This is a genomic window from Streptomyces sp. GESEQ-35 (assembly GCF_017948485.1).
GTDB lineage: Bacteria > Actinomycetota > Actinomycetes > Streptomycetales > Streptomycetaceae > Streptomyces.
This window is the reverse complement of the sequence record NZ_JAFFSX010000020.1, coordinates 15,236-27,616: the sequence shown is the minus strand read 5'-3', so window position 1 is coordinate 27,616 and position 12,381 is coordinate 15,236. Positions and strand designations below refer to the sequence as shown.

The 12,381-nt window shown below is 67.6% G+C and carries 9 protein-coding genes and 2 pseudogenes; 4 read left to right on the top strand and 7 right to left on the bottom strand.

The features are described 5' to 3' along the window. Window positions 1-414: 414 nt before the first annotated feature. A complete protein-coding gene (locus tag KCH87_RS31540) occupies window positions 415-1,587 on the bottom strand; it encodes an epoxide hydrolase family protein (protein WP_210590158.1) in 1,173 nt (390 codons plus the stop codon). 104 nt (window positions 1,588-1,691) lie between these two features. Between KCH87_RS31540 and KCH87_RS31535 the strand changes: the two genes are divergently transcribed. Together KCH87_RS31535 and KCH87_RS31530 are read left to right on the top strand one after the other, a co-directional pair. Next, complete coding sequence (locus tag KCH87_RS31535; protein WP_210590156.1) at window positions 1,692-2,267, top strand: ABATE domain-containing protein; 576 nt, start codon at window positions 1,692-1,694, stop codon at window positions 2,265-2,267. Window positions 2,268-3,028: 761 nt separating this feature from the next. Next, on the top strand, window positions 3,029-5,608 hold the full coding sequence (locus tag KCH87_RS31530) for a transcriptional regulator (protein WP_308298961.1): 2,580 nt from the start codon (window positions 3,029-3,031) through the stop codon (window positions 5,606-5,608). 52 nt (window positions 5,609-5,660) lie between these two features. Here the strand turns inward: KCH87_RS31530 and KCH87_RS31525 are convergent, their stop codons facing one another. Both KCH87_RS31525 and KCH87_RS31520 read right to left on the bottom strand, forming a co-directional pair. Continuing rightward, complete coding sequence (locus KCH87_RS31525) at window positions 5,661-6,596, bottom strand: PhzF family phenazine biosynthesis protein (RefSeq protein ID WP_210590153.1); 936 nt, start codon at window positions 6,594-6,596, stop codon at window positions 5,661-5,663. Window positions 6,597-6,750: 154 nt separating this feature from the next. Then, window positions 6,751-7,761 carry an aldo/keto reductase gene (locus KCH87_RS31520; protein WP_247197117.1) on the bottom strand — a complete coding sequence of 337 codons (1,011 nt, stop codon included), beginning with the start codon at window positions 7,759-7,761 and terminating at the stop codon, window positions 6,751-6,753. Window positions 7,762-7,905: 144 nt separating this feature from the next. On the opposite strand from KCH87_RS31520, the gene KCH87_RS31515 reads away from it, so the two are divergent. Further along, on the top strand, window positions 7,906-8,790 hold the full coding sequence (locus KCH87_RS31515) for a helix-turn-helix domain-containing protein (protein ID WP_210590152.1): 885 nt from the start codon (window positions 7,906-7,908) through the stop codon (window positions 8,788-8,790). A gap of 334 nt (window positions 8,791-9,124) precedes the next feature. Here the strand turns inward: KCH87_RS31515 and KCH87_RS31510 are convergent, their stop codons facing one another. After that, window positions 9,125-9,502: a MerR family DNA-binding transcriptional regulator gene (locus KCH87_RS31510; RefSeq protein WP_210590149.1), complete on the bottom strand. Its 378-nt coding sequence runs from the start codon at window positions 9,500-9,502 to the stop codon at window positions 9,125-9,127. Between the two features lie 76 nt (window positions 9,503-9,578). Between KCH87_RS31510 and KCH87_RS31505 the strand changes: the two genes are divergently transcribed. Next, on the top strand, window positions 9,579-10,307 hold the full coding sequence (locus KCH87_RS31505; RefSeq protein WP_210590147.1) for an SDR family oxidoreductase: 729 nt from the start codon (window positions 9,579-9,581) through the stop codon (window positions 10,305-10,307). A 97-nt stretch (window positions 10,308-10,404) separates the two neighbouring features. Here the strand turns inward: KCH87_RS31505 and KCH87_RS49415 are convergent. The 3 genes and pseudogenes from KCH87_RS49415 to KCH87_RS31495 form a co-directional block, all read right to left on the bottom strand. Further along, window positions 10,405-10,778, bottom strand: a pseudogene (locus tag KCH87_RS49415) (IS630 family transposase). Continuing rightward, window positions 10,775-11,313 (bottom strand): annotated as a pseudogene (locus tag KCH87_RS31500) (winged helix-turn-helix domain-containing protein). Before KCH87_RS31500 ends, KCH87_RS49415 begins: the two co-directional pseudogenes overlap by 4 nt. Before the next feature lie 165 nt (window positions 11,314-11,478). Beyond that, window positions 11,479-12,360 carry an alpha/beta fold hydrolase gene (locus KCH87_RS31495; protein ID WP_210590144.1) on the bottom strand — a complete coding sequence of 294 codons (882 nt, stop codon included), beginning with the start codon at window positions 12,358-12,360 and terminating at the stop codon, window positions 11,479-11,481. Window positions 12,361-12,381: the final 21 nt, after the last annotated feature.

Below are 12,381 nucleotides of genomic sequence, written 5' to 3'. Positions count from 1 at the left end.
TGCCATGTTCACGCGCAGATGCCGATCCGCGCAATCCCCGTCCCTCGACAGGCCGTCGGTGTATCCCGGGCCCATCTGCCCTGGCCAATTGCCGTCCGCTACCGCGAATGCCAGGTCTCCGATGGCGCCGTGCCGCACGGCGATGCTGTCGCACGTACCTCGATCCCGATCCCGCTGGTCGAGATAGCTGTCCAGTTCAGGCCCGGCGTACTGGCCCAGAGAGACGGCGGGCGAATCTCCCGCGAGGCGGGTGACCAGTTCCTCAGGCTCCACGCCGCGTGCCAGCGTTATGCCAGTACCCGAGCCAGGAAATGTCGCCGCTGGCGATCCAGGCTATTCCGTCGTTCATCTCTCGCCTCCTCCGTCGGACGCTGGGGGCGGCACACGGCGCCGCCCCCAGCGGTGCCCCCGCGTTCACCGATTAGCGGCCAGCACTGCCGCGAGGCCCTCTTGCAGATCTTTGACGAAGTGCTCGGGAACCTCCAGCGACGGGAAATGTCCCCCGATTTCGGGTGTCGCCCATCGGACGATCTGTCGGTACCGCTCCTGTGCCCAGGGGCGCGGACACTTCTCGACGTCACGGGGATACGCAGTGATTGCTGACGGGACGTCGACTCGAAGTTCGGGGTCCAGCGAGTTGTGGCTTTCGTAGTAAATGCGGGCCGCCGATGCGCCGGTCCGCGTCAGCCAATACAGGGTGACATCGTCGAGAACGCGGTCTCTGGAAATCCTCTCGAACGGGCTGTCTTCGGTGTCTGACCACTCGGCGAACTTGTCAAGGATCCAGGCAAGTAGCCCGACCGGTGAGTCGACGAGCGAGTAGCCGATGGTCTGCGGTCGGGTCGCCTGCTGCTTCGCGTACGCCGCGCGGTGGCGCCAGAAATCGCGGGTTTCCTCGGCCCACTTGCGCTCGACCGCCGTCAGCCCGTCCGTTGTCAACCCGGGCGGTCCCTCCGCGAACGTTGTGTGGATGCCGAGAACGTGCGCCGGGAACCTGCCGCCGAGGACCGTGGTGATATTGCCTCCCCAGTCGCCGCCGTGGGCTGCGAACTTGCTGTAGCCGAGCCTTCCCATCAGTTCCACCCATGAGGCCGCGATCTTTTCGGTTCCCCACCCGGTGGTGGCCGGCCTGTCGCTGTAACCAAAGCCTGGTAGCGACGGGACCACGACGTGGAACGCCGGTGCGTCCGCATCCTTCGGATCTGCCAGCTCGTCCACTACATCGATGAACCGAGCAATGCTGTCCGGCCAGCCGTGCGTCAAGATCAGAGGAGTGGCGTCTGCGCGCGCGGATCGGCGGTGCAGGAAGTGGATTCCCAGATCATCAATGGTCGTGCGGAACTGGCCGATGCGGTTAAGGCGCTCTTCGAACGACCGCCAGTTGTACCCGGTGCGCCAGTAGTTCACGACATCGACGAGGTCGGCGAGAGGAACGCCCTGTTCCCATCGGCGAGGGTCGGGCGCGGCGCGATACACCGTCTCGGCCTCCGGTAGTCGCGCCGCGGCCAGTCGCGCGCGCAGATCGTCGAGGTCAGCGTCGGTTGCGTGGGCTTCGAATGCCTGCACGTCGCTGGATGGGCGGGGCATGAGGACCTCCTGACCGTCGCGGAACCGGCTACGACCTATCGAGAACCGGCTAAGACGGTTCTACCAAGCCTCCTTGCCGACGCGCAACCAGCTAAGGTGGTTCCATGCGTACTGGGTTCCCTGACTTCCGCCTCGGCAACGTGCTGGCGACCAGCTTCACGGGGACTCTGTCGGAGCGTCACGGCGATGCTGTGGAGCGCATTCCCGCGCCGCACCGACTCGTCGACTGGCTGGCAGTGAACGGCCTCGCCGTGGACTCCTGCACCACCGCCCAGCTCGACCTCGCCCGGGAACTGAGGGAGTCGATTCACGCCGCCGCGACAGCGACCGCGCTCCAGGACGCTCTCCCTGCGTCTGCTGTCCAAGTCATCAATGACTTCAGCGCTCAGGGTCGGGCCGCGGCTGTCCTGACGCCCGAGGGTAAGCGGCGATGGCATCTCAGCTCGGCTTCCTGCGTGGAAGATGCCCTCGGCGTGATCGCCGCCGACGCGATCAGCATCATCGCAGGCGAACGAGACGGAAGGTTGGCCTTGTGCGCATCACCAACCTGCCAAGCCGCCTTCTTCGACACCAGCCAAAGCCGCACCCGCAAATGGTGTGACATGAACACGTGCGGGAATCGTCAGAAGAAAGCGCGCTTCACTGCCAACCAGCGCAAAAACCCCAGATCAGCAGAGTGATCGCTACCTCGGTACATCCAAGTGGGCCCCACGCCTGCGACACATCTGCCGCGTTGGGTGCACCCCTGGGCAGTGGGTATCTCGGGTGAGGATGCCGCGTTCGCGCGGCTTGTTCCGCACGGGTGCTGTGGTTTACGCCCGTGATGGCGCAGGCCCTCGGCGATGTTGTCCCGCTGGTGGAGGCAGAGCACAGGATGGGGATGGCCCGTCACCTTCGTGCCACGTCGGCGAGAGCCGTTACCAGAGAGGTGGCCAGCATGAGGGTGGCGGTGAAGGCAACAGCCGCCCGGGTCACTGCCGTTGGATATGAGGCGTGATCGCGGCGGGCAAGGTAGCCGGCTGCGACTGCGATGAGGACCCCGGTCAGGGTCACCAGGGCACATGCGAGGAAAACCACGGCGCAGTGGTCGGACATGGCTGAACATCCCTACAGGTCGGCATACGTGCTGTCGAGTCACCGACTTTCGGAGATGCAGCGTTCATCATGGTTCGCTGGTCGAAGATGAACATGGGCGAACAAGCTGAGCACGGCCAGGGGTGGGGGACTCCGCGTGGGGACAGAAGATGTGCGCGATGCAGCGGCTTTGGCGGAGTTACGGTCTCGCCTTGAAACGGGGCGGATAGCTCGGGGGATCAATCAGACTCAACTCGCGCGTGCGGCTGGGCTGGGGCGCACAACGGTCAGTCGGGCACTGAGCCCCGGAGCGCCGGGGCCATCCGCGGACACGGTCGGAGCGCTGGGACGAGCTCTGCGCCTGGACGTGAACGTGCTGCTGGGCCTCCTTGAGACCGTATACGGGCGCGGCCCCGCCGCCAGCGCCGACACCGGAGCGTTGGGCCGGCCGATCCGCCTGTGGGACCCCTATGATCTGGAAGTCCATTTTGCCGTCGAGGCACCGGCTCCAGGCTACGGCCCCAGCGGTCCAAGAGACCGAAACGGGCCGGGCAGAACCGGGACGCTGCCCGCCTACGTACGTCGCCCGCACGACGAGCATCTCGCAACCGTCGTCGAGGCGGCCGACGAAGGGCACAGCGGTATGGCTGTCCTGGTGGGGTCGTCGTCAACCGGCAAGACACGCGCCTGCTGGGAGGCCGTACAGCCGCTGGCTGCTCTCGGATGGCGGCTGTGGCATCCCTTCGATCCCACACGGGCCGAAGCCGCACTTGCCGATCTGCACCGGGTCGAGCCGCGGACCGTCGTCTGGCTGAACGATGCCCAGCAGTACCTCGGTGACGAGAGCGGTGAACGGATTGCTGCCGCCGTCCACCGGCTGCTCACCGAGGTATCGCTCAGCCCGGTGCTGGTCCTGGGAACCTTGTGGCCCGAGTACCAGAACGACTACATGGCCCTGCCACGCCCTGGGGGTCCAGACCCGCACCCGCAGGCTCGCGCGTTACTGGCCGGACGCCTCATCACCCTGCCGGACCGCTTCGATCACATTGCCATCAACAAGGCCAGGGCCCTTGCCGCCGCCGGCGACCGCCAACTCGCCCATGCGCTGCAACACACCGACAGCGGCCGGCTGACCCAGTTCCTCGCGGGAGCGCCGGAGCTCTTGCGCCGCTACGAGACAGCCGACCCGCCCGTTCGCGCTCTGCTTGAAGTCGCCATGGACGCACGACGCCTCGGAGCGGGACTGCACCTGCCGGTCGGCTTTCTCGAACAGGCCGTTGACGACTACCTCAGCGACGATGACTACGACGATCTCGCAGTCAACTGGCTTGATCAGGCGTTCGGCGACGTGACCTCACCTGTCCTCGGACGCCTTGCTCTCCTACGGCGCATCAGGCCCCGTCCCGCCCGAAGACCCTCCCTGGCGGAGCCTGCACCGTCGCATTCCTATCGGCTCGCCGACTACTTGGAACAACACGGACGACGCAGCCGCGCACGCCTGTGCCCTCCGGAGTCGTTCTGGCAGGCAGCACACGACCATCTCACCCCCGAAAGCCTCATCAATCTCGCTGACGCTGCCCGGATGCGCCACCGATTCCATTGGGCCGAGCAACTCGCCCAACGGGCTGCCGACTCGGGTAACACGGACGCCCTCGCACGGCTTGCCGAGATCCGACGGGTAAATGGCGCCGGCGGAGAAGCGGACCAGCTCCTTCGTAAAGCCGCCGACGCAGGGAGTACCGCTGCCCTCGTCCGGCTGGCCGTCATACGTCACAGGGCCGGGCACAGTGAGGAGGCCGAGGCCCTCGCGCAGCGGGCCGCCGACGCGGGCGACACCAGGGGACTGGGCCGGCTCGCAGAGATTCATGAAGCCGACGGGAACCGCAAACAGGCCGAAGAACTCGCCATGCGGGCTGCCGCAGCAGGCGACACCGGCCCGCTCGTCCGTCTGGCGGAGATCAGAGAGCTGGCAGGAGCCACTCAGGGGGCTGAACGGCTGGGACAGTTGGCCGCCAAGGCCGGCGACACCACGGCACTCGTCCGGCTTGCCGCGATCCGAGAGACTGGCGGGCCGACAGCCCGCAGCGAAGCCCAGCGTCTCTACCAACGCGCTGGCCGGGTAGGAAACGCGAGCGCGCTCGCACGGCTCGCCGCCGAGCGGGAGACAGCCGGCCGCCGAGAAGAAGCCGAGCAACTGGCCCGGCGAGCCGCACGCGCCGGCCAGTCCTTCGCCCTGGTCCGGCTCGCCGAGATGCGTGAGGCAGCAGGTGCATACAAAGAGGCTGAGACGCTGGCACAACAGGCCATCGAGGCCGGTCATCGCTTCGCCTTGATCCGTATCGCTGCCATCCGCGAGGCGGCCGGGGACCTGCAAGGAGCTGAGCGGCTCTTCCAGCAGGCCGCAGAGGCGGGCAATCCCACCGCGGTAGCCCGACTCGTCGAGATGAAAGTGGCCGCCGGAGACCCAGAGGGAGCAGAACACCTCGCCCGGGAGGCCGCTGCGACTGGAAACCCCAGCGCCGCGGCCCGCTTGGCCGACCTGAGGGAAGCATCAGGAGACCGAGAGGGAGCTGAGAAACTGGCGCGGCTGTCGGCTGACGCCGGCGACACCAGCGCCCTCGGCCGACTTGCCGAGATGCGTGAACTCACCGGGCATCGGGAAGGCGCAGCCCGTCTTGCCCAGCAGGCTGCTCAAAGAGGAAGCACGACTGCCCTGGTGCGACTGGCTGACATGCGGGAAGCCGCGGGGGACCAGGAAGGGGCCGAGGAACTGGCCCGGCTTGCGGCTGATGCGGGAGACACACATGCCATGGCACGGGTCGCGATTATGCGCGAAATGGCAGGAGACAGACGCCAAGCCGATCAACTCGCCCGGATCGCTGCTGACGCCGGCAATCCCAGCGCCCTCGCTCGCCTGGCTGAGCTGAGAGACTGGGCGGGTGCCTGATCAGCCCTTCGTCCTTCTTCCGCCGTCCTGGCAGCTGTTGTGGGGAGGCAGATCACCTCACCACATTGAACTCTCCCCTCCTCAAACGACCTTCGACGGAGATGGCGCAGCGACCTGTGACCACGGGCCGGGAACGGTCGTCGAGATGGATGTTGATGACGCTGGGCCGAGCCATGGACTCGCCCTGTGCGATGGTCAGCCGCTTGGAGACGCCGAGCAGGCCGACATGGTCCAGGCGTGCGCACAGCGGGCCGGCGGCGCTTCCGGTGGCTGGGTCCTCGTCGAGTCCGGAGCCGGGATTGAAGAATCGTGCCGACACGTCGGTCACGGGGCGTTCGTCGCCGATGACCACCGCGTAGAAACCCTGTGCGTGGCACGCGCGTGTCACCTGGACCAACGCGGCCTTCTCGGGCGCACATCGCGCCAGCGCCGCAGTGTCGGTGATCGCGACGAGGAGGTGATTGGCACCGGTGTCGACGCTCTGCGGGGTCAGCGAGAGGTCGAGATCTTCAACGTGCAGCCGTAGCGCGTCGGCTACGGCCGCCGGCTCCGCCCGCTCGCCGAAGCGTGCCGGCTCCTGCACCATCCCGATCGTGTCTTTGAGGACGAGGACGTCCGATTCCCGGTCGCCGATCTGCTGCGAGACACGGCCACCATCGTCCGGCCGTGTCACACGGCCGGTCTCGAAGAGCCACCACCATGCTCCCAAGGCGTTGTGGCCGGCCCCGAAGACCTCGGTCCCGCCGGCAGTGAAGGAACGCAGTCGGGCCGCGACATCCCGGCCCGCAGTGGCTGTCGGACGCACGATGAACGTCGTCTCGGCCTGGTTGAACTCCCGCGCTACCTTCTGCATCCACGCTACGGGCGGGTCGTTGTCGAGGTGGCTCACGTCGACTACGGCCAACGGGTTGCCGGTCAGTGGCGTGTCGGCGAAGACGTCGACCAGGGCGAACGGCAGGTGGTCGTCCAAGGTTCGATGTTCCGGCATTGGGCGGCTCCCTCATCTCTGCGTAACTCGTCTCTGGGCAACTTCTATCTTTACGATCTTGTGACATACGCGTCAAACAGGAGTTCCGATTGGCTGGTCGTGGGGTGCTTGGCGCATACGTACGCGGCCTCCTGGACAGCTCGTTGACAGCGAATCACCGAGCAACATCAGGCGGGATACCCAACGCACATGACGGACGCGGAGTGGGTGGCCGTCCGGCCGCTGCTGCCGGTGTGGCGGGCGATGCCAGCCGACTTCCCGCCATGGGACCGGTGTATGCGTTCGCGGCGAGGAGGTCAGTCAGCTGGTCGGGGCGGCGCGGGCCGATGAGTACCGCGGTGACCGCCGGATGGGCACGGACGAAAGCGGTGGCCAGGTGCGGCAGCGGCAGGCCGGCCTCAGCGGCCAGCGCGGTCAGTTCGCCCACGGCGTCGGCCTTGGCCTTTACGCCCGGCTGCGTGAGATCGAACATCTTCGCCCCCGCGCCGGCGCTGCGGTGCCCGGCAGTGGGATCTGCGCGGCCCGAGAGCCAGCCGGAGTTGAGCGGGCCGAAGGTCAGCACGCCCATGCCGTAGCGCTGGGCGGTGGGCAGCACCCGGCTCTCCACACCGCGGGTGAGGATCGAGTACGGCGACTGCTCGGTGCGGAAACGGTGGTGGCCGCGGCGCTCGGCCGTCCACTGGGCCTGCACGGTCTCCTCGGGGGAGAAGAACGAGCCGCCGATGGCACGGACCTTCCCGGCCCGGACCAGGTCCGACAGGACGCCGAGGGTCTCGTCGATGTCGGTGTGCGGGTCCGGGCGGTGCATCTGGTACAGGTCGACGTGGTCGGTGTCCAGGCGGCGCAGGCTGTCCTCCAGCGCGCGGCGGATCCAGCGGGCCGAGCCGCCGCCCCGGTTGGGGTCCTCGCCCATCGCCAGCCCGAACTTGGTGGCCAGGACGATGTCATCGCGGCGGCCCTTCAATGCCTTGCCTACGATCATCTCCGACTCGCCGCCGGAGTACACGTCCGCGGTGTCGACGAGGTTGATCCCGGCGTCCAGTGCCGTGTGGATCATACGGACCGACTCGTCGTGGTCGGTGTTGCCCATCGCGCCGAACATCATCGTGCCGAGTGCGTATTCGCTCACCGACATGCCGGTGCCGCCGAGAATCCTGCGCTTCATCAGGGGCCTCCAGGTGCGTGCTTGCTGTGCTTTCCACCAGACGAACACGCTCGCGGCCGGGGCGGGAGACCCGCTCTGACCGGGGGTCCAGCAGACCCCCTTTGGCGCAGCTACTCCCAGGTCATCCCGGTCTACGGTGGTGGCATGGCCCAGGAACCGAACAGCGAGCTGCGGGACTTTCTCCGCTCGCGCCGCGCGAAGAACACCCCCGAGGAGGCGGGCCTGGCACCCCAGCCCGGCGCCCGCCGCGTTCCGGGCCTACGGCGCGAGGAGGTCGCCCAGCTCGCCGGCGTCAGCGTCGACTACTACATCCGCCTGGAGCGCGGACGCCACCTCAATGTCTCCGCATCCGTCCTGGACGCGATCGCCCGCGCCCTGCGCCTGACCGATCTCGAGCGCGCCCACCTGTTCCGGATCGCCAAACCGGCCCGCACTCGTCCCCGCCCACTGCCCCCGCAGCGTGTCCGCCCCGGTCTGCGACTGCTGCTCGACAGCCTCACCGACGTCCCGGCCCTCGTCTACGGCCGCCGCATGGATGTCCTGGCCGCCAACCACCTCGCCCGCGCCCTGTACACGGACTTCGAGGCCCTGCCCGCCCGCAGCCGCAACATGGCGCGCCTGGTCTTCCTCGACGACCACTTCCGGACCCTGTACGCCGATTGGGAAGACGCCGCCCGCGGCATCGTCGCCTCACTTCGCCTGTACGCAGGACGTCACCCGCATGACCCCGCCCTGGCCGAGCTCATCGGCGAACTCTCCGTCCAGGACACGGACTTTCGCCACTGGTGGGCCGACCACGACGTGTTCCAACGCACCCACGGCACCAAGCGCTTCCACCATCCCGTCGTCGGCGACCTCGTCCTGGGCTACGAGGCCTTCACCCCCGCCGACGACCCCGAGCAGACCCTGGGCGTCTCCACCGCCGAACCAGGGTCCCCGTCCGCGGAACGCCTGAAGCTGCTGGCCAGCTGGTCCCGGTCCGCGCAGCACCCGGCACCAGCCGCACAACCGGACGCCCCACGGCCCTGAAGCCGCTCGCCGCGTACCGGGTCCAGGACCGCGCCGAGCATGGACCGGCCACCATCCACCCCACCCGCCCTCTTCCGCGCACCGCCTGGCCATCAGCGATCAAGGCCTTCCATCGCATGGCCGCACTACACCGTCCTGCCGGCTGACCGGCAAACCCTGACGGCCTACGACCGGAAAGACCCTGGAGAACCAGACCACCGCGCTGGTCTCCGCCCTGCCCGAACACCGAAAAACGCGTCGGCCATCCGACAAACGATTCCCCCTCAACGACTCCTCATCGCCCCAACCAAGACAGCGGGGTTAGATCGCTGATGAGACGTGTGGCCGACCGCGCCTACGGGTGCGTGTCCGTGATCGCGATGACTTCGTCGAGGTGGTCCAGGGCGGCTTGCAGGTCGTCGATCTTGGCCTGGATGCGCTCGCGCTCGGCTCGCAGCATGGCTCGTTGCTCGGCGTCGGTGTGCCCGGAGTCCCAGCACGGCAGGAGTTCGGTGATCCTTCGGCTGGTGAGGCCGGCGGCGAACATCTGCTGGAAGAAGCGGACCAGGGGGATGGCGTCCTGCCGGTACAGGCGCTGGCCGGACGGGCTGCGCTCCGCGATGAGCAGCCCTTGCTGCTCGTAGTAGCGCACGGCGCGCACTGAGACGCCGGCACCTCGTGCCACCTCGCCGATGCGGATCAACCGCTCGGCTGCGGCCACTGTGACAGTCATGGTGATTCCTCTCACCCCTGGCGCTGACGACCAGCACTTGCCTCTGACGCTAGCGTCAGGTTTTAGCGTACCGGCCATGGATATCAACAACTCCGTCGCCCTTGTCACCGGAGCCAACCGCGGCCTGGGCCGCGCCTTCGCCCAGCGCCTGCTCGAACGGGGCGCCCGCAAGGTCTACGCCACGGCCCGCCGACCGGAGACCATGGACCTGCCCGGGGTCGAGGTGCTGCCCCTCGACATCACCGATCCCGCATCCGTGAGGGCCGCCGCCGAGGCCGCCCCGGACGTCTCGCTACTCATCAACAACGCGGGAATCAGTACAGGGACCGACCTGGTGACCGGTTCGCTGGACGCGGTGCGGCACGAGCTGGAGACCAACATGTTCGGCCACCTGGGAATGATCCGGGAGTTCGCACCGGCGCTCGCCAGGAACGGCGGGGGCGCGATCGTCAACGTCCTCTCCGCCATGTCGTGGTTCGGGGGCAAGGGAGCCAATGCCTACCACCTGACCAAGGCCGCCGCCTGGGCCATGACCAACGGCGTCCGCCTGGAGCTCGCCGAGCAGGGCACGCTCGTCACAGCGGTACACCTCGGCCTGGCCGACACCGACATGGCGGCGGGCTGGCCCGTGGACAAGATCGCTCCGTCGGACCTGGCCGACGCGGCGCTCGACGGTGTTGAGGCGGGCTCCGCCGAGGTCCTCGCCGACCAGTGGAGTCGGGACGTCAAGTCCCGTCTGCCGCTGACGCCGGAAGAGTTCAACGCCGCAATGGACCGCGCCCTGGCGGCGCTGATGGCGGCCTGAGGGGTCCCTCGGGCCGCACGGACTTCGGTCGGCTGCTTCTCCACCGGCCTCTCGAACTCCTCTACTTGAGGTTGAACTCGTGGTGTCGTGTCGCTGATCAGGCGGGTCCGATGATCAGGCCGGTCTCGGCGAGGCAGCCGTCTATGAGGTGACTGCGGTACTGGATGAGGCGTAAGCCGCGTCGGATGCACTGGTCGAGGCGTTCGGGGGTACTGAAGGCGACGTTGGAGAGCCATCCGCGTCGCAGGAGGGACCAGATGCCTTCGACGGGGTTGAGGTGGCGCCAGGAGAAGCTTTGTGCCCGTCGCGTCGGCCGTCGTCTCTGCGTGGCCGGTAGATCAGCCTTGAGCGGTGGCCGGGGTTGTAGCAGGTCAGTGCGGCAATGGATATCCGTCTGCGGGAACGGCCGCGGACCCCCACCACCGGTGTGTGTCCGCGTTGTGACCAGGTCTTCGTCTGCGGCGGCGTCATGGAGAATCCGGCTTCGTCCTCGAAGATGAGCCAGGCTCCACGAGCCGCCGCGAGTCTTCCGCGCAGTGCCACACCTCCTTGACCCACCCGGCGACCGCGTCATCGTCCCGCTCGACAGCGCGTCGGGTTGGAACCTGGCAGGACCAGCCGTTGCGGACCAGGAGTTTCCGCACGCCCTGGATCGTGTACGTCAGGTGGAAGCGCCGGCCGATCACCGTTTTGACCCGCGCCGGCGTCCACCGCTGATCCTTCCAGCCATGCGCGGCCGGCCCCTTGGCCAGCTCCGCTTCCAACTGCGCGAACTGCTTTTCGCTCAGCCTCGGAAACGATGCCGGCCTCTGCGACCGCAGCGCCCGGGGACCGCCCTCGTCCCACGTCCGTCGCCACTGCTGCACCGAACGGACGCTCACCCGCAGGTCCTTGGCGATCACCGAGTTCGCCTCATCCGAGCGAACCGTTCCGCCGCCTGGAGCCGTAACTCCTCACGAAACTGCTGCCGTTCGGCGGTCAGCCCGCCCCCTTGTGGATACCGCATGCCTCCGGTGACACCGCGGCTGACGGCCAGCCGTCAGCTCCTACGACACCACGAGTTCAACCTCAGTAGACGGTGTTTTCCCGGGTTTCCAGGGTTGCGCCCGGTGCTCAATTTCGTTTCGCTGAGGAGTGCTTGGAGCCCGCCAACCTCGGCGGCCGGGTGCGGTTACTGGTGGGTGGCCAGGAACGGCAGGACGACGTCGGCCATCTCGTCGGGTACTTCCTCTGCAAGGTCGTGGCCGGCGTCGAAGGTATGTCCGGTGACGTCGTGGGCCATGAGGCGCATCTGGGACTCGTTGCGGTCGCCGATGAACGCGGATCCGCCGAGGGCCAGGACCGGGATGTCCAGCTTCTTCTGTGCGGACTGCCGGTTCTGTTCGGCGTCGACGAGCATGGCCCGGTAGATGGAGAGCATCGCGCGGATGCCGCCGGGCATGGAGTAGCAGCGCACGTATTCGTCGACGGCGTCGGGGGTGGCGCTGTCGGGGTGGCTGCGCTCGTACTTGATCATGTAGGTGATCAGCTCGCGCTCGTGTCCGGCGATCAGCATCTCGGGTATGTCCGGCTGGAAGTAGAAGCCCAGGTGCCACAGGTGCATGCCGCTGGAGACGTTCTCGGGGGTGAGGGCTGTGTGGTCCTCGAAACCGAATCCGGGGAACAGGGCCTCGGCGAACACGAGAGCGGTGACGTGGCTGTGGTGGCGGGCGGCGAGCTGGTAGCCGATCACCGCGCCCCAGTCCTCACCCGCCACGGCGTACGTCTCGTGTCCGAGGTGGGTCATCAGCTCGGCGATGTCGTCGCTCATCGTCGCGGAGTCGTAGCCGTTCGACGGGCGGGCGGAGTCGCCGAGACCGCGAAGGTCCGGGACGACGACGGTGTAGTGGGGCGTCAGCTTCGGGACGAGGTGGCGCCAGTGGTAGCTGGTCTTGGGCACGCCGTGCAGGAGCACCACCGCGGGGCCGGACCCGGCTGTGCGGTAGTGCAGACTCGTTCCGTTGACGGCGGCTCGGCCGGTGCGGACGGGCGTTCCGTCATGGTCGAACATCATGTCTTGCAACCTTCCTGGTGT

Bases quoted from the DNA above. Each gene is read 5' to 3' on its own strand.
- KCH87_RS31535 (WP_210590156.1), top strand. From the start codon at position 1,692: ATGCGTACTGGGTTCCCTGACTTCCGCCTCGGCAACGTGCTGGCGACC.
- KCH87_RS31505 (WP_210590147.1), top strand. From the start codon at position 9,579: ATGGATATCAACAACTCCGTCGCCCTTGTCACCGGAGCCAACCGCGGC.
- KCH87_RS31495 (WP_210590144.1), bottom strand. From the start codon at position 12,360: ATGATGTTCGACCATGACGGAACGCCCGTCCGCACCGGCCGAGCCGCC.
- KCH87_RS31515 (WP_210590152.1), top strand. From the start codon at position 7,906: ATGGCCCAGGAACCGAACAGCGAGCTGCGGGACTTTCTCCGCTCGCGC.
- KCH87_RS31520 (WP_247197117.1), bottom strand. From the start codon at position 7,761: ATGAAGCGCAGGATTCTCGGCGGCACCGGCATGTCGGTGAGCGAATAC.
- KCH87_RS31525 (WP_210590153.1), bottom strand. From the start codon at position 6,596: ATGCCGGAACATCGAACCTTGGACGACCACCTGCCGTTCGCCCTGGTC.
- KCH87_RS31540 (WP_210590158.1), bottom strand. From the start codon at position 1,587: ATGCCCCGCCCATCCAGCGACGTGCAGGCATTCGAAGCCCACGCAACC.
- KCH87_RS31510 (WP_210590149.1), bottom strand. From the start codon at position 9,502: ATGACTGTCACAGTGGCCGCAGCCGAGCGGTTGATCCGCATCGGCGAG.